Source organism: Pseudomonas sp. GM50 (genome assembly GCF_000282375.1).
In the GTDB taxonomy this organism is placed as follows: Bacteria; Pseudomonadota; Gammaproteobacteria; order Pseudomonadales; family Pseudomonadaceae; genus Aquipseudomonas.
The window spans coordinates 1-15,979 of record NZ_AKJK01000015.1; the positions used below are offsets into that span (position 1 = coordinate 1).

Here is a 15,979-nt window from a genome sequence, read left to right on the forward strand (position 1 = left end):
TCGCCAACGTCAACGGCGTGCCGACCCCGCACAATGACGACCACACCGTCGACATCACGTTCGCTGTCGATCCGGGCAAGCGTGCCTACGTGAACCGCATCAACTACCGGGGCAACACCAAGACCGACGACAAAGTACTGCGCCGTGAGATGCGTCAGATGGAAGGTGGCTGGGCTTCGACCTACCTGATCGACCAGTCCAAGATCCGTCTGGAGCGTCTGGGCTTTTTCAAGGAAGTCAACGTCGAAACCCCAGCGGTAGCGGGTGTGGATGACCAGGTAGACGTTAACTACAGCGTTGAAGAGCAGGCGTCCGGCTCGATCACCGCCAGCGTCGGTTTCTCCCAGAGCTCCGGTCTTATCCTCGGTGGTTCGATCACCCAGAACAACTTTCTCGGCACCGGCAACTATGCCAGCCTGGGCCTGACTCGCTCGTCTTACCAAAGCAAGTACAACATCGGCTTCACCGACCCCTACTTCACGCCGGACGGCGTGAGCCTGGGCTACAACCTGTTCTACAACGCCACCGACTACAACGAATATTACGATGACGATTATTCGTACTATTCCATCAATAGCTATGGCGCCGGAACAACAGTCGGCTACCCGATCAATGAAACCTCACGGCTGAGCTTCGGCGTGACAGTGCAACATGACAGCATCGAACCAGGCACCTACAGCGCCGATGAGATCTATGACTTCATCGAACGTGAAGGCAAAGAATTCAACAACCTCAAGGCTAACCTCGGTTGGTCGGAGTCAACCCTCAACCGCAGCGTACTGGCCACCCGCGGCCATTCGCAAAACCTGAACCTGATGATGACAGTGCCCGGCAGCGACCTGAATTTCTACAAGCTCGACTACACCGGGCAAGCTTTCTTCCCGGTCACCGACGCCACCTCGCTGCGATTCCATACCAAGCTCGGCTACGGCAACAGCTACGGCTCGACAGACGGCCTGCCGTTCTATGAAAACTACACCGCCGGAGGCGAAGGTTCGGTGCGCGGCTTCGAAAGCGGCACCCTCGGCCCACGCAACACGCCTGCCACTGGCACCTATGCCAGCGCCGGGCAGGCGTATTATTCCGACCGGGACACCGATTCGCTGGGCGGCAACATCCTCATCACCGGCGGCGTTGAATACCTGTTTCCGATGCCCTTCATCAAAGACAACAAATCGGTGCGCACTTCGGTGTTCTGGGACGTTGGCAGCGTCTACTCCAACAAATGCCACCTTAGCACCACCCAGGGTTGCGACGGGGTCGACCTCGACCAGATGGCCAGTTCGGTAGGGGTTGGGGTTACTTGGTATAGCCCGTTGGGGCCATTGAGCGCGAACGTGGCATTCCCGGTGCGCACACCCGAAAATGCTGATACACAGGTGTTTCAGTTTTCCTTGGGACAGACGTTTTGAGCTGAGCAATGCAGGCATGGATGGATGCATCTCAACCCATGCAGTTGCGGTATGGCCGTCGGGGTTCCATGCGCAAGCGGAGTTCGCTCGCCAAACGCGGCCTCCTCCATAATTCACCGCCCCACATCCAATGCAATAAACCCGAATCCTATTTCGCCGTAATCACCGACAGCCTGGTAATCCCCGCCCGCTCGATTGAGGCCATCGCCCGCGCTACTTCGCCATAATTCACCCCGTTGTCCGCCTGCAGCTGCACGCGCACATCGGGGTTTTTCGCCTTGGCCGCCTGCAGGTTGAACTCGAGCAGATCCGCCTGGATCTCGTCTTTGTTGATGAACACCTTGCCCTTGTCATCGATGCTCACCACCAGCGGGTCTTTCTGCTCCACCGGCGCCACCGACTCGGTCTTCGGCAGGTTGATCGGGATTGCGTTGGTCAGCAGTGGCGCGGTGACGATGAACACCACCAGCAGCACCAGCATCACGTCCACCAGTGGCGTAACGTTGATCTCGCTGAGCACTTCATCGCTGTCTTGTGTGGAGAAGGCCATTTCAGGAAGCCTCCTTGACTTGCTGTCCGGCGACGGTCGCGCCTGACTTGCTCAGCACCGGGTGCAGTAGCACGCGGAACGCGTTTTTTTGCGCCAGGCTGTAGAAGTCGTGGGCGAAGTCGTCCAGATCCGCAGCGGTCAGCTTCAGGCGACGCAAAAAGTAGTTGTAGACCAGCACCGCGGGTACCGCGACGGCAATGCCGACACCGGTGGCGACGAGTGCGGCACCGATGGGCCCGGCCACGGTTTCCAGACTCGCCGAGCCCGCTGCACTGATGCCTTTCAACGCCGACATGATCCCCCACACAGTGCCGAAAAGACCGATAAAGGGCGAGGTGCTGCCGATACTGGCGAGGATCGCCAGGCCGCTTTCCAGCGAGCGACGTTCCCGCACGATCTGCTGGCGCAGCGCGCGTTCGAGACGGTCTTGATGGTTGATCGATTGACTGAGATCGGTGTTCTGGTTATCGCTGACTTGAATCGCCGCATAACCGGCCAGCGCGACGCGGGCTGCCGCGCCGGGTTGGTTGTGGGCAAGTTCGGCTGCCGAGTCGAGGCTGGAGGCCGCCCAAAAGTGTTTATGGAATTTTCGATCCTGCGTCTTGAGCCGGGTGAACTGCACGCCCTTGAGCAAGGCCAGGCCCCAGGTGGCCACGGAAAAGAGGATCAACAGCCAGATGACGGTATGTTCGATGGATTCGAAGGGGGATGCGATCAGGTTCATGCTCAGGCTCTCCAACAAGGCTATGGATCGGTTGTAGCGATGCGCCTTTTGTCAGGTGGCCCGCGGTTCTATCGATGGGGTTGAGTTACTTGATTTTGAAGTCGATGGGCACGCTGACCCAGCCGTCCTGGGCAATATCGCCCTGCTTGGCCGGCACGAAACTCCAGCGCTTGACCGCAGCCAGTGCGGCGTCATCGAGTTGATCTCGGCCACTGCTTTTCTGGATCTGGATTTCACCGGGTTTGCCGCTGGCCAGGACATGCACCCGCAGCAGCACGGTGCCTTCCCAGCCGCGACGCATCGCCAGCGAGGGATATTCCGGCGCCGGGTTCTTCAGGTAACCGGCGCTGGCCGACGCCGGGGTCACCGGTTTCGGTGCCGGTGGTGCTGGTGCTGGTGGTGCTGGAGGTGCAGGCGTGGCGACCGGTTGTGGCGGCGCGGGCGGCGCCGGTGCTTGCTCTACCGGCTTGGCCACGGGTTTAGGCAGCGGTTTAACCACGGGTTTTGGTTTGGGAATGGGCTTGGGTGGCGGCGGTTTCACAGCCAGCTCATCTTCAACCGGCGACGGTGGTTCGACCTTGGGCTGGGGAATTGGCTCGGGCGGTGGCGGCACCACCACCGGTGGTGCCGGCTGCGAGAACTCGATAGTCATCGGCGGAATTTCCGGTGGCACCACTGGCAATGTCGGCGGCGGTGTCTGGTTGACCCAGACAATCACCGCGCCATGCAGCACCAGCGCGAACACGCCCAGCAAGACCCCTTCACGACGACTCAACACACGCTTGGGCGTGCTGTGCAGCCGCGACAGTGCCAGGGGTTCGCGGAAAACCCGGCCAAGGTCGAGCAGCTCGCCACCGGCTGCCGGGTGCCGAAACACCTCTAGGGCACTTGCGGCGCTCTGGACATTGCCCATTCATTGACTCCTGTAAACATTCAAATTGAACACGCGCCTGGCCCCGGACTAACGTGCCGGCTCCGATTGCGTCAATGTCAAAGGCACCAGGGAAAACACTTGATCATCCGTCAGCTTTTGCACATCGACACGATGGGGAAAAATGTTCTTTTCCACGAACAAGTCATCGACTTGCTGTAGCGCCTGAACATCCCGTGGCTCGAGCGGCAACAACGCTTCGTCACCCCAGCTGCGTAATCGCTGCGAGACTTCCAGGGGAATATCGTTGACCTTGGCGAACACCCGCGCATATTCGTCGGGGTGTTGCCGGGCCCATTCGAAAGCCTTGGCGAAACGCTGCAACACGTCGCTAAGTGCTTTGCGCTTGAGTGGGTCGGTGAGCACTTCATCGGAAGCCGTGATGAAGGTCAGCCCGGTGTTGATCCCCTCGCCGCTGATCAGCACCCGTGCGCCCTGCTGCTCGGCAAATGCCTGATAGATACCGAAGGTGGCCCAGGCTTCGATCTTGCCGGCGTTGAATGCGGACAAGGCATCGGTCGGCAGGACGAACCCGACCTTGACGTCCTTCTCATCGACACCGGCATTGGCCAGCGCGCGAATCAACAGGTATTGGGAAATGCTGCCGCGGGCCGAAGACACCACGACATTGCGGCCTTTCAAGTCGGCAACGGTGCGGATATCCGAATTAGCCGGAACCAGAATCGCAATGCCCCTTGATTGACTGCGCCGTACCGCGACGATGCGCAGTGGCGTGCCCCCGGTCGCGGCGGCAAGCACCGGCGTATCACCGGCCGGCCCCAGATCGACGGCACCGGCACGCAAGGCTTCGAACAAGGGAGCGGCCCCCTGGAAGTTCGCCCATTCAACTTTGTAGTCGATGCCCTCCAACGCATTCGCCGCCTCCACCACGGTGCGCAAGCCCTTGGCTTGATCGCCCAGAATCAGCTTCACGCCGGACAAGTCTGACTTGGCAGCGGATGAAGATTGAGGCGCAACCGTGTCACCGCAACCGCCGAGCAACAACGCGACGCTGGACAACAACACCAACGCGGATTTCCGAACGAGGATCGGCATAACAGAACATTCCCGTATCAATGAATTGGAAGCTGCGTCAGCCATGGGCAAAACGCCGGACAGTGCTGTTCGTGAGCTGACGTTCAGCCACGGCAACGGTTTCCACTTCAACCCCCAACAAACTCAGCAAGCGCGCGCGGATTTCCTGAAACCCCTCCTGACCGGTGTCTCGAGCTCGCGGCAGATCGATCGACAATTGTTCGGCGATCTTGCCGTTGGCCAGCACGATCACCCGGTCGGCCAGCAGGATGGCTTCGTCCACGTCATGGGTGACCAGCAGCACCGCCGGGTTGTGTTTGCGCCACAACTCGATGATCAGCCGATGCATGCGAATCCGCGTCAGTGCGTCGAGCGCGGCGAAGGGTTCGTCGAGCAGCAACAGCTTGGGTTCGCGCACCAACCCACGGGCCAGTGCCACGCGTTGCGCTTCGCCACCGGAGAGCGTGGCCGGGTAAGCTTCAAGCCTATGGGCCAGGCCCACTTCCGTCAGCGCCTGCAGCGCACGAGCCTTGGCGTCCGGGGTGTGCAGACCGAGAATCACATTCTTCCAGGCGCGCTTCCACGGCATCAATCGGGGCTCCTGAAATACCGCGGCCCGTGCCTTGGGCACCAGCAGCTGACCGCTGTCGATACTGTCCAGGCCGGCCAGGCTGCGCAGCAAGGTGGTCTTGCCCGAACCACTGGCCCCGAGCAGCGCGACGAATTCGCCCGGTGCGATGTCCAGGTCCAGGCCATCGATGACCCGCTGCTGGCCGAATTGGCGCACCACATTGCGCAGTTGTACCGGTGCTTCTGACTGCAGGTTTTTTGCGGCGATAGTCGACATGTCAGTTCCTCACAAAAGATGGGCGCCAGGCCAGGGCAAAACGCTCCAGCGTGCGGATCAGTCCGTCGATCAATAAGCCGAGGACGCTGTAAATGAGCAGGCAGATAACGATCACGTCGGTGCGCATGAAGTCCCGCGCATCACTGGCCAGAAAACCGATGCCGGCGGTGGTGTTGATCTGTTCGACGAACACCAGGGCCAGCCAGGAAATCCCCAGCGAGTAACGCAGGCCGACAAAGAATGAGGGCAATGACCCTGGCAGGATCACATGCCAGATCAACTCGCGACGATTCAGGCCCAGGGTGTTGGCGGCCTCGATCAATTTGGGGTCGATGTTGCGAATCCCGGCGAACAGGTTCAGGTACACCGGGAAGGTCGTACCGGTGACGATCAGCGCGATCTTGGTGAACTCGCCGATGCCGAACCAGAGGATGAACAACGGCACCAGCGCCAGGGAAGGAATGGTGCGCAGCATCTGCATCGGCGAATCGAGGATTACCTCACCGCGCTTGGACAAACCAGTGATCAGTGCCGCGACGACGCCGACGCTGACGCCGATACTCAGGCCCAGCAGCGCACGCTGCAGCGACACCAGCAAATGCTTGCCCAGCTCCCCGGAGACGATCATCGCCCAGAGCGTGCCGCCGATTTGCGAGGGCGCGGCGATGATCCGTTGTGGGATCAGGCCGAGCTGCGACGCCAGTTCCCACAAGAGCAGCAACGCAATCGGACTGAGCAAGCGCAGAAAGACTTCGGGGGTTCGCCAGTTGTGTAGCCAGCTGGGGATCAGCTTCGACGCACCCTGGTTTTCAACAGCCTTGCTGACGGAAAACGAGCTACTAGTGCTCTGCGTATCGAAGGTCTTTTCGGTCATCAGGCTTCCTTCCTCATCAAGAATATGGCTTCGGATTCATGCTATTCGCATAAAAAACGCCAGTGAAATTCTTTTTGGGAATAACCTAATATGATTAAAAATCAGATATAAAATAATCCAGATAAATTATTTGCATAATTAAACCCTGCAACGCACGTCCTGTGGCGGATGCATTCCTGACGCCGATTAAAATGCGCATTGCTGATATCTGCAATTTTGTATGATTCATTTAATTAATAATTAACTTAGAACAAAACGGCATTTCACAGCCCTGCCCCGCGGCGCCTACTTTCGACGTCACAGACCGACCCCCTGCCCGGTGGAGGCTTGAATCACGCCTATCCAAAGACAAGGAACCCAGCATGAGCATCGAATTTATCGGTTACATCGGTGGCCACCAATCCTCGGAAACCCAGCCGCGCAGCGGCCCGGTGTTGCAGCCCGAATATGTGGAGACCGTCGCCCGCGCCCATGAGGAAGCCGGTTTCGACCGCGCCCTGGTGGCGTTCCACTCCAACAGTCCGGACAGCACGCTGATTGCCTCCCATGCCGCCAGTGTGACGAAAAAACTGAAGTTCCTGATTGCCCATCGACCGGGATTCGCCGCCCCTACCCTGGCCGCACGACAGTTCACCACCCTCGACGTGTTCAATGGTGGGCGCACTGCCGTGCACATCATCACCGGCGGCGATGATCGCGAATTGCGCGCCGATGGAAGCTACATCGGCAAAGACGAGCGCTACGCCCGCACCGATGAATACCTCGACGTGCTACGTCAGGAATGGACCCGCGAAAAACCCTTCGACTATCAGGGCAAGTATTACCAGGTCGAGGGTGCGCACTCGCAAGTGAAGTCGCCACAACAACCACACATTCCGCTGTATTTTGGTGGCTCATCGGCGGCGGCCATCGCGGTGGCGGGCAAGCACGCGGACGTTTACGCGCTGTGGGGCGAAACCTACGAACAGGTGCGCGAAGTGGTGAATCAGGTGCGCGCCGAGGCGGCCAAACATGGGCGCAGCATTCGTTTCAGCCTGTCGTTGCGACCGATTCTGGCCGACACCGAAGCGCAAGCCTGGGAACGTGCCGAGCGCATCCTGCAACAAGCCACAGCATTGGCCGAACAGAACGGTTTTGTTCGTCGCGAACCACCGAACGAAGGCTCCCGACGCTTGCTGGCGGCCGCAGCCCAAGGCTCGCGTCTGGATAAGCGCCTGTGGACCGGAATCGCCGGCCTGCTCGGCGCACAAGGCAATTCGACCTCGCTGGTCGGCACCCCGGAACAAGTCGCCGAAGCCCTGCTCGACTACTACGACCTGGGCATCACCACGTTCCTGATCCGCGGCTTTGACCCACTCAACGATGCCATCGATTATGGCAAGCGCCTGATCCCGCTGACCCGCCAATTGGTGGCCGAGCGTGAACGGCAAGCGGCGGAAAAAGTCGCGTAAAGCACTGAGCATGTAGGGTGTTCGCAAGGATTGTGTTCACCACCAATCCCTGTAGGAGCAAAGCTTGCTCGCGAAGACGGCGGCACATTCAACAGAGATGTTGACTGACAGACCGTTTTCGCGAGCAAGCTTCGCTCCTACATTTTGATCGGCAGTGATCGCAAGTTTGGTGTCTGACACATCACCTCTGTGTTCACCTGGGATATCTGGCTCAGTTCTTGTAATCGGTATCACTGCGCTCCAACTGCCGAATCAGCGCATCCCAGTGCCGCGCAACACCCGGCCCGTCACCACTTTTGAACACCTCGGCCTGCTTCTCGACCTTGGCCACCACCTCGGCCGGCGGGAAGACCAGCTCGGCATTGCCACCGGCCTGCGCCGCGATCTGAATGTTGCAGGCACGCTCCAGGCCGTGCAGTTGCTGGAAGGCGTGTTCAACGCTGACACCAGCGGTCAGCAGCCCGTGGTTGCGCAGGATCAGCACACTTTTGTCCCCCAGGTCCGCTACCAGTCGTTCACGCTCGTCCAGGTCCAGGGCGATGCCTTCGTAACCGTGATAGGCCACCCGCCCGGAAAAACCGATGGAATGCTGCGATATCGGCAACAGCCCATCGCGCTGCGCCGATACCGCGATGCCGTCGCGGGTGTGGGTATGCAGGACCGCTTGCAGGTCGGGACGCGCGCCGTGAATGGCGCTGTGGATCACATACCCGGCGTAGTTGATGCCCAGGCCGGTCGGGTCATCGACGATGGTGCCGTCGATGTCGACCTTGACCAGGTTGGACGCAGTAATTTCATCGAACAACAACCCGAAGGCATTGATCAGGAAATGTTCCTCAGGTCCCGGCACTCGCGCGGAAAAGTGCGTGTAGATGTGGTCAGTCCACTTGAACAACGCCGCCAACCGATAGGCTGCGGCCAGTTTGACCCGCACTTCCCATTCTTCGGGAGTGACGCGCTGGCGAACATTTTTCGAGACGCTGGATAACGGGCTGACGCTGCTCATGGCTAAACTTCCTGGATGGCCTTAAGGATTTCCAGCCAGCCTAGGGGATGCCAAAAAATAATAAAAAGCACATTTTAATCTAAGCTAATTATCATTTTTTTTTATGTCTTCAGTTGCTGGTCATGCCGCATTCTTGATCTTCTGCAACGATCCAGCGACCAGTTTGCCAAAGGCATCGACCGGCCCTTGCAGGTTGCCGAGAAAGTGCGGGTAGATCAGCCACAGGTCCATCAGCGGTTTGAAATCCTTGAGCGGCATCACCGCCAACTGATCGAAATGCGCACTGCGCTCCAGCAACGGACGCGGTACCAGGCCGAGCCCCATCCCGTCGGCGACCAGGCCCAACTGCAACTCGGTACCGAAGGTTTCCAGATTGACCCGCAGAGCCAGTCCTTGATCTGACAGAGTGCGTTGCAACCCGGCGCGAAAACCGCAGCCGTCAGGGTTGAGAATCCAGCCACTCTGGTAAACGTCGGCGAGTTTGCACGCACGCTTGGACACTTGCGCCTTGGCGCAGACCACCACCAGTTCCATCTTGCCGATGGACTCACCGACGATGTTGTCCGGAAAAATCTTGCCCGCCGGGAACAGCGCCGCCGCAGCATCCAGTTCACCGCGCTCGATCTTGCCGACCAGTTGACTGCCCCACCCTGTTGCCACCTGCGCGCGCAATTCGGGGTATTCGACGCGCAGATGCTTGAGGGCATCGAGCAGCACCACATCGCCGATGGTTTGCGGAACGCCCAGGCGCAACAGCCCGGTGGGCGGCGCATCGGTGGCCACCAGTTCGCGCAACGCGTCCATTTCCCGCAGGATCAAACGGCACTGTTCATACACCCGCGTGCCGATCAACGTGGGCTTGAGCGGCTTGGTGTTGCGGTCGAAAAGCTCCACGCCCAACGCCTGCTCGAAGTTCTGCACACGCCGGGTAATGGCCGGCTGGGTCAACTGCAACGACTCGGCCGCATGGCTGATGGACTGGCAACGAATCACTTCGACGAAGGCATCGATATCATCAATTTTCATTTGGCCCGCACATAGAGAACAGTCAATAAAATGTCTGAAAAGCATAGTTCTATTGCCGGAATCTGGATAGCCCGGAGCGCTCCCCTGCCCCTATCGATAACGTCTAACGCTATTCAATCGAGTTCTTAATTCCTTTCAGCTATAACCTAATCATTAAAAAATAGCATATTAAGAACAATCATTATGCTTAGATAATCACAACAACCTTCGAAACGAACGATGGAATCGCCATGACCCAGGCCCGACACCCAGAGAGACTCAGAGCATTCATAGGCGCCCTGGCTGAACTGATCGACAGCCACCCGCGCGAGGGTGACCTGTTGCATCGCGGTGGCAAGTTGCTCAGCCAATTGGTCAGCCACGACGACTGGCTGCCGGAAGACTTTGCCCGCCCTGATCCGCGGCATTATCAACAATACCTGTTGCATGCCGATTCACGGCAGCGCTTCAGCGTCGTCAGTTTTGTCTGGGGGCCGGGGCAACGCACACCGATCCACGATCATCGGGTCTGGGGCCTGATCGGCATGTTGCGCGGTGCCGAATATTCCCAAGGTTTCGCCCGCCACACCGACGGCACGCTGGTGGCCGAGGGCAACCGGATTCAGCTGGAACCCGGTCAGGTCGAAGCGGTGTCGCCCAAGATTGGCGACATTCATCAAGTCAGCAATGCCTTTGATGATCAGGTGTCCATCAGCATCCATGTCTATGGCGCCAACATCGGCGCCGTGCGCCGCGCGGTGTATCAGCCCGACGGCAGCGAAAAACTGTTTATCTCCGGTTATTCCAACGCCTTTCTCCCCAACATCTGGGATCTGTCCAAAGAGAGCCAAGCCTTATGAGTACAAGCCCTGTAAAAAAAGAGCTGATCCGCTCCTTCGCCGAGATTCGAAAGGCACTGTTGAACAAAGAAGAACTGGCCCTCGTCGATGTGCGTGAAGAGGCGCCTTTCGCTGAGGCGCACCCGTTGTTCGCCGCCAACATTCCACTGTCCAGGCTTGAGCTGGAGGTGTACTCGCGGATCCCGCGGCTGGATACCCCGGTGACCGTCTACGACAACGGCGAAGGCCTCGCACAGATCGCCGCTCAGCGCTTGCAAGAGCTCGGCTACATCAATGTCGGCTTGCTGGAGGGTGGCCTGGACGGTTGGCGCCGTGCCGGTGGCGAGCTGTTTATCGACGTCAACGTGCCGAGCAAAGCCTTTGGCGAACTGGTGGAGAGCCAGCGTCACACGCCATCCCTGGCGGCGGAAGAAGTGCAGGCACTGCTCGACAGCGAAGCCGATGTGGTGGTGCTCGACGCCCGGCGTTTTGATGAATACCAGACCATGAGCATTCCCACCGGGATCAGCGTACCCGGGGCCGAATTGGTCTTACGCGCTCGGGAACTGGCGCCGGACCCGGCAACGCGGATAATCGTCAACTGCGCCGGTCGCACCCGCAGCATCATCGGCACTCAGTCGTTGATCAATTCCGGTATCGCCAACCCGGTTTCAGCCTTGCGCAACGGCACCATCGGCTGGACCCTGGCCGGTCAAAAACTGCAACACGGCCAGTCACGCCGGTTCGCGCCGACCAGCGAAGAACACCGACACATCGCCGCCCAGGATGCCCGTCGCGTCGCCGACAAAGCGCTGGTCGGCCGCGCAACCCTGGCCGACTTGCAAGGCTGGCAACAGGAAGCAACCCGCAGCACTTACCTGTTCGACGTCCGCACCCCGGAAGAATTCGAGACCGGCCACCTGCCCGCCGCCCGCTCGACACCGGGCGGCCAACTGGTGCAGGAAACCGATCACTTTGCCAGCGTGCGCGGCGCGCGCCTGGTGCTGGTCGATGACGATGGCGTGAGGGCCAACATGTCGGCGTCCTGGCTTTCGCAATTGGGGTGGGAGGTGCATGTGCTGGATGACGTTCAGCCTGCGCATTTCAGCGAGAAAGGTGCCTGGCAGGCGCCGGTCCCCACGCCGCGGCAAGCCGAGGAAATCAGCCCCGAAACCCTGGCCGAATGGCTGACCCATGGCGACAGTGTGGTGCTGGATTTCACCAGCAGCGCCAACTACGTCAAACGCCATATCCCCGGTGCATGGTGGGCACTGCGCGGGCAATTGCGCGAAGCCCTGGCCAACGTACCGGCCGCACAACGCTACGTGCTGACCTGTGGCAGCAGCCAATTGGCACGGCTGGCTGTCGCTGATGTCGAGGCCCTGACCGGCAAACCCGTGTTCCTGCTCAAGGGCGGCACGGCCAGCTGGATCGCTGCGCAACTGCCACTGCAAGACGGTGAAACTCATCTGGCTTCACCGCGCATTGATCGCTATCGCCGCCCCTATGAAGGCACCGACAGTCCTCGCGAAGCAATGCAAGCCTATCTGGACTGGGAATATGGATTGGTAGCGCAACTGGCCCGCGACGCCACCCACGGCTTTTTTGTGATCTGAGCCCTTAAGGCTTCTGCGCCGTATACCGGGCAGCGCCGTTTGATACGCCCAACGTTGAATTCAGCCCGACCCCTTTCTCCAGGCGGAGGTGACAAGAAGCATCAAGACCCGCCTGGAGCATGCAATTATGAGTTTCACCCAGCCGTTCAAATATCTGCTGATCGCCACCGCCCTCACCTTTGGCGCCGTCACTTACGCCGCCGACCTGCAACCGCTGTTGGTGGCCAATCAAAAGTCCACGATCAAGGTACTGCTGGAGGTCTCCGGTGAACTGAAAAACGTGCCCTACCAGATCCAGTTCTCCGAGTTCCCCGCCGCCGCGCCGTTAGGTGAAGCGTTGAACGCTGGAGCGGTGGACATCGGCGCCCTGGGCGATGCGCCTTATGTGTTCGCCCTCGGCGCCGGTGCGCCGCTCAAAGTGGTCAGCATCATTCATGCCGAGGGGCGCAATACCACTGCCATTCTTGTGCCCAAGGATTCACCGATCAAGGATGTCTCAGGCCTCAAGGGCAAGCGCATCGTCACCACGCGCGGCTCGATCGGGCACTACCTGGCCATCAAGGCCCTGCGCGACGCCGGCCTGAGCACCCAGGATGTGCAGTTCGTGTTCCTGCTGCCCAGCGAGTCAAGACTGGTGCTGGATAACGGCACCGCGGATGCCTGGTCCACGTGGGATCCCTACACCACCGTCGTCACCTCTCAGAGTCAGGCCAGGATCCTGGTCAGCGGCAGCAACCTGCTGAGCAATCACCTTTATCTCGCAGCCACCGACAAGGCCATCGTCGATAAGCGCCAGCAACTGGACGACTTCGTCGCCCGGGTCGACCGGGCCTACCGCTGGAGCAACGAGCACCCCAATGAGTACGCCGCCGCCCAGGCCAAAATCACCGGCCTGCCCCTGGCGGTGCATGTGGCCGTGGCCAAGGCGACCCACATGCAACCGGTGGTGATTGACGACGCGGTCGTCAGCGGCTTGCAGGCCACCGCCGACATCTATCAGGAAGAAGGCTTGCTGACCCGACACATCGACGTCTCCCAAGGCTTCGACAAGAGCTTCAACACCAAACGTCCCCCACTTACCCAGGCTTCGCGCTAAAGGAGTAGAACCATGAGCAAGCAACGCCAACTCAAACTCGGGGCGATGGTCCATGGCGTCGGCCATGGTTGGGGCGAATGGCGCCACCCGCAAGCCCTGCCCAATGCCAGCGTGAATTTCGGTTTCTATCAGCAGCAAACGCAACTGGCTGAAGCGGCGAAGTTCGACTTCGTGTTTATCGCCGACAGCCTGCACATCCATGAGAAGTCGAGCCCGCACTACCTCAATCGCTTCGAGCCGCTGACCATCCTCTCGGCGCTGGCCGCGACCACTCGCCACATCGGCCTGGTGGCAACCGTCACCGTCAGCTACACCGAACCGTTCCAGGTGGCGCGCCAGTTTGCGTCCCTGGACCACATCAGCGGCGGTCGTGCCGGCTGGAACGTGGTGACCTCCTGGCTCAGCGGCACCGCCGATAATTTCGGCAAGGCCGAGCACCCGCCCCATGCGGTGCGCTACCGCATCGCCAAGGAGCATGTGAATGTGGTCAAGGGGTTGTGGGACTCCTGGGAAGACGACGCCTTCGCCTACAACAAGCAAAGCGGCGAGTTTTTCACCCCCGGCAAACTGCATGCGCTGGAGCACAAAGGTGAATTTTTCTCGGTAAAAGGCCCGCTCAACATCGCCCGCTCCCGGCAAGGTCAGCCGGTGATTTTCCAGGCCGGCACCTCTGAGGACGGACGTAATTTCGCCGCGGAGAATTCCGATGCGATTTTCGTCAGCCCCGAGGGGTTCGACGAAGCACGCGCCTATTATCAGGACCTGAAAAAACGCGCCAGCGGCTTCGGCCGGGATGCACAAAAGCTGTCGATCCTGCCGGGCATCCGTCCGATCGTTGGCCGCGATGAAGCAGAAGTTGAAAGCCGCTATCAGCAAGCGGTGGAACTGGTGAGTATTGAGGATGCGATTGTCGCCCTCGGCAGGCCGTTCAATGACCATGATTTCAGCCAGTACCCATTGGATGCGCCATTCCCCGAGCTGGGTGACTTAGGCTCCAATAGCCAGAAAGGCGGTTCGGACCGGATCAAACAACTGGCCAAAGACGAAGGCCTGACCTTGCGCGAAGTGGCCCTGCGTTTCTCCCGGCCACGGCGCGACTTCGTCGGCACGCCTGAGCAGGTTGCGGACGCCCTTCAGACCTGGTTCGAAGAAGGCGCATCTGACGGTTTCATCATTAATTCGGTGCTGCCGGACGGTCTGCAATATTTCACCGAGCTCGTCGTGCCGGTGCTGCAACAGCGCGGTCTGTTTCGCGATGAATACAGCGGCACGACCCTGCGCGACAACCTCGGGCTTGAGGCACCCGCCAACCGTTACACAACCGCCCAGGTTCACCAGAAGAGCGAGGCACTGGCATGAGCGAATCCTTTAATCACCTGCCAGGGCAGTTCAATCGTCGCGGCTTCCTGACGGCCAGTTCGATCGCCCTCGGGGCGCTGGGGCTGTCCTCGATGGGATTGGCTTCGCGTGCGTTCGCGCAAAACACCTCGCTTTCGGACCTGACCCTGGGCGTCGCCACTTATCGCGGCCAGGAGTCGTATTTCACCGAAGACGCCGGCACCGCTAACCGCCCTTACAAAGTCGATTACGCGGAGTTTGCCGGCGGCAACCTGATCGTCGAAGCGCTGGCCTCGGGCAGCCTGGACATCGGCTCCATGAGCGAGATCCCACCGATTTTCTCGATTCAGAGCCATCGCCAACCGCGACTCATCGCAGTGATACAAGGCGACGTGAACAACCAGGTGTTCCTGATTCCCAAGGACTCGAAACTCGAATCGGTCGGGCAGTTGCGCGGCAAACGGGTCGGGTACGTGCGCTCGACCACCTCGCATTACTTTCTGATCAAGGCACTGAAAGAACAGGGCCTGACGATGAACGACATCACCGCCGTGGCGCTCACGCCGCAGGATGGTTTCAGTGCTTTCCAGAGCGGTCAGCTCGATGCCTGGGTGATTTATGGGGTGTTTATCCAGTTGGCGAAATTCCGCAGTGGCGCCCGGGTGTTGAAAACCGCCGAGGGTTATTTGTCCGGCAACTACTTGATGGCGGCGCGCCCCGCGGCCCTCGAAGACCCGCTGCGCAAACAAGCGATTCAGGACTACTTGCAGCGCACGGCGCGCACGCTGGAATGGATCAATAACAACCCCGAACCCTGGGCCGCCAAATCCGCGCAGCTACTGGGCGTCGACAAAGCGGTGTTTCTCGACATGTACAACAGCCGCAGCCAGCCGTGGAAAGTCATCGAAGTGGACGACCAGGCGATTGCCTCGCAACAGGAGGTCGCGGATTTGTTCTTCGCTGCGGGTGTGTTGAGCGAACGGCTGGATGTCAGTCCGTTGTGGGACCGGCAGTTCAAGTTGTTGCCGATATGAGCCCTAAAGTCGAGCACCCCACCCTGTGGCAAGACGGCTTGTCCGTGGCGAGGGGGCTTGTCGGAACGCCGCATCGCCCCGTTGGGTCGCGAAGCGGCCCCGGCATTCGTTCAGCTACACCGTGCCAGCAGGTTATGCGACTGCTTCGCAGCCGAGCGGGGGCGAGCCCCCTCGCCACAATGAATCTTCAAAGCCTGGATCTACTTACACTTCATGATCGA

At 59.8% G+C, this 15,979-nt stretch carries 15 protein-coding genes; 7 read left to right on the plus strand and 8 right to left on the minus strand.

All coding sequences use genetic code 11. The annotated features are described in order from the left end of the window. Positions 1-1,412, plus strand: a 1,412-nt coding sequence (gene bamA, locus PMI30_RS25870; protein ID WP_008006100.1) for an outer membrane protein assembly factor BamA, incomplete at its 5' end; no start/stop codon positions are given. A gap of 148 nt (positions 1,413-1,560) precedes the next feature. Here bamA and PMI30_RS25865 read toward each other — a convergent pair. From PMI30_RS25865 to PMI30_RS25840, 6 genes are all read right to left on the minus strand, one after another. Further along, positions 1,561-1,962, minus strand: a complete 402-nt coding sequence (locus PMI30_RS25865) for an ExbD/TolR family protein (protein ID WP_007896211.1) — start codon at positions 1,960-1,962, stop codon at positions 1,561-1,563. A gap of 1 nt (position 1,963) precedes the next feature. Then, the gene (locus tag PMI30_RS25860) at positions 1,964-2,686 is read right to left on the minus strand and encodes a MotA/TolQ/ExbB proton channel family protein (RefSeq protein WP_008006104.1); all 723 of its coding nucleotides are present in this window, start codon (positions 2,684-2,686) and stop codon (positions 1,964-1,966) included. 85 nt (positions 2,687-2,771) lie between these two features. After that, the gene (locus tag PMI30_RS25855; protein ID WP_008006105.1) at positions 2,772-3,599 is read right to left on the minus strand and encodes an energy transducer TonB; all 828 of its coding nucleotides are present in this window, start codon (positions 3,597-3,599) and stop codon (positions 2,772-2,774) included. Between the two features lie 48 nt (positions 3,600-3,647). Beyond that, entirely contained in the window at positions 3,648-4,673 is a 1,026-nt protein-coding gene (locus tag PMI30_RS25850; RefSeq protein ID WP_008006108.1) for an ABC transporter substrate-binding protein, read from the minus strand. A 37-nt stretch (positions 4,674-4,710) separates the two neighbouring features. Beyond that, complete coding sequence (locus PMI30_RS25845; protein ID WP_008006110.1) at positions 4,711-5,499, minus strand: ABC transporter ATP-binding protein; 789 nt, start codon at positions 5,497-5,499, stop codon at positions 4,711-4,713. 1 nt (position 5,500) lies between these two features. Further along, the gene (locus PMI30_RS25840) at positions 5,501-6,373 is read right to left on the minus strand and encodes an ABC transporter permease (RefSeq protein ID WP_008006113.1); all 873 of its coding nucleotides are present in this window, start codon (positions 6,371-6,373) and stop codon (positions 5,501-5,503) included. A 362-nt stretch (positions 6,374-6,735) separates the two neighbouring features. Between PMI30_RS25840 and PMI30_RS25835 the strand changes: the two genes are divergently transcribed. Beyond that, positions 6,736-7,824: an LLM class flavin-dependent oxidoreductase gene (locus PMI30_RS25835; protein ID WP_008006116.1), complete on the plus strand. Its 1,089-nt coding sequence runs from the start codon at positions 6,736-6,738 to the stop codon at positions 7,822-7,824. A gap of 211 nt (positions 7,825-8,035) precedes the next feature. Here PMI30_RS25835 and PMI30_RS25830 read toward each other — a convergent pair whose 3' ends face one another. Further along, complete coding sequence (locus tag PMI30_RS25830) at positions 8,036-8,830, minus strand: class II aldolase/adducin family protein (RefSeq protein ID WP_008006117.1); 795 nt, start codon at positions 8,828-8,830, stop codon at positions 8,036-8,038. A gap of 120 nt (positions 8,831-8,950) precedes the next feature. Next, the gene (locus tag PMI30_RS25825; protein ID WP_008006119.1) at positions 8,951-9,856 is read right to left on the minus strand and encodes a LysR family transcriptional regulator; all 906 of its coding nucleotides are present in this window, start codon (positions 9,854-9,856) and stop codon (positions 8,951-8,953) included. A gap of 230 nt (positions 9,857-10,086) precedes the next feature. Here PMI30_RS25825 and PMI30_RS25820 point away from each other — a divergent pair, with 230 nt between their 5' ends. The 5 genes from PMI30_RS25820 (at position 10,087) to PMI30_RS25800 (ending at position 15,758) form a co-directional block, all read left to right on the plus strand. Next, complete coding sequence (locus PMI30_RS25820) at positions 10,087-10,695, plus strand: cysteine dioxygenase (RefSeq protein ID WP_008006122.1); 609 nt, start codon at positions 10,087-10,089, stop codon at positions 10,693-10,695. Continuing rightward, a complete protein-coding gene (locus PMI30_RS25815) occupies positions 10,692-12,290 on the plus strand; it encodes a rhodanese homology domain-containing protein (protein ID WP_008006124.1) in 1,599 nt (532 codons plus the stop codon). Before PMI30_RS25820 ends, PMI30_RS25815 begins: the two co-directional genes overlap by 4 nt. 127 nt (positions 12,291-12,417) lie before the next feature. After that, the gene (locus PMI30_RS25810) at positions 12,418-13,386 is read left to right on the plus strand and encodes an ABC transporter substrate-binding protein (RefSeq protein WP_008006127.1); all 969 of its coding nucleotides are present in this window, start codon (positions 12,418-12,420) and stop codon (positions 13,384-13,386) included. Positions 13,387-13,398: 12 nt separating this feature from the next. Next, positions 13,399-14,745 (plus strand): LLM class flavin-dependent oxidoreductase, encoded by a 1,347-nt coding sequence (locus PMI30_RS25805; protein ID WP_008006129.1) that lies wholly within the window; start codon positions 13,399-13,401, stop codon positions 14,743-14,745. Next, the gene (locus PMI30_RS25800) at positions 14,742-15,758 is read left to right on the plus strand and encodes an ABC transporter substrate-binding protein (RefSeq protein WP_008006131.1); all 1,017 of its coding nucleotides are present in this window, start codon (positions 14,742-14,744) and stop codon (positions 15,756-15,758) included. Before PMI30_RS25805 ends, PMI30_RS25800 begins: the two co-directional genes overlap by 4 nt. The last annotated feature ends 221 nt before the right edge of the window (positions 15,759-15,979 follow it).

Bases quoted from the DNA above. Each gene is read 5' to 3' on its own strand.
- PMI30_RS25865 (WP_007896211.1), bottom strand. From the start codon at position 1,962: ATGGCCTTCTCCACACAAGACAGCGATGAAGTGCTCAGCGAGATCAAC.
- PMI30_RS25860 (WP_008006104.1), bottom strand. From the start codon at position 2,686: ATGAACCTGATCGCATCCCCCTTCGAATCCATCGAACATACCGTCATC.
- PMI30_RS25855 (WP_008006105.1), bottom strand. From the start codon at position 3,599: ATGGGCAATGTCCAGAGCGCCGCAAGTGCCCTAGAGGTGTTTCGGCAC.
- PMI30_RS25850 (WP_008006108.1), bottom strand. From the start codon at position 4,673: ATGCCGATCCTCGTTCGGAAATCCGCGTTGGTGTTGTTGTCCAGCGTC.
- PMI30_RS25845 (WP_008006110.1), bottom strand. From the start codon at position 5,499: ATGTCGACTATCGCCGCAAAAAACCTGCAGTCAGAAGCACCGGTACAA.
- PMI30_RS25840 (WP_008006113.1), bottom strand. From the start codon at position 6,373: ATGACCGAAAAGACCTTCGATACGCAGAGCACTAGTAGCTCGTTTTCC.
- PMI30_RS25835 (WP_008006116.1), top strand. From the start codon at position 6,736: ATGAGCATCGAATTTATCGGTTACATCGGTGGCCACCAATCCTCGGAA.
- PMI30_RS25830 (WP_008006117.1), bottom strand. From the start codon at position 8,830: ATGAGCAGCGTCAGCCCGTTATCCAGCGTCTCGAAAAATGTTCGCCAG.
- PMI30_RS25825 (WP_008006119.1), bottom strand. From the start codon at position 9,856: ATGAAAATTGATGATATCGATGCCTTCGTCGAAGTGATTCGTTGCCAG.
- PMI30_RS25820 (WP_008006122.1), top strand. From the start codon at position 10,087: ATGACCCAGGCCCGACACCCAGAGAGACTCAGAGCATTCATAGGCGCC.
- PMI30_RS25815 (WP_008006124.1), top strand. From the start codon at position 10,692: ATGAGTACAAGCCCTGTAAAAAAAGAGCTGATCCGCTCCTTCGCCGAG.
- PMI30_RS25810 (WP_008006127.1), top strand. From the start codon at position 12,418: ATGAGTTTCACCCAGCCGTTCAAATATCTGCTGATCGCCACCGCCCTC.
- PMI30_RS25805 (WP_008006129.1), top strand. From the start codon at position 13,399: ATGAGCAAGCAACGCCAACTCAAACTCGGGGCGATGGTCCATGGCGTC.
- PMI30_RS25800 (WP_008006131.1), top strand. From the start codon at position 14,742: ATGAGCGAATCCTTTAATCACCTGCCAGGGCAGTTCAATCGTCGCGGC.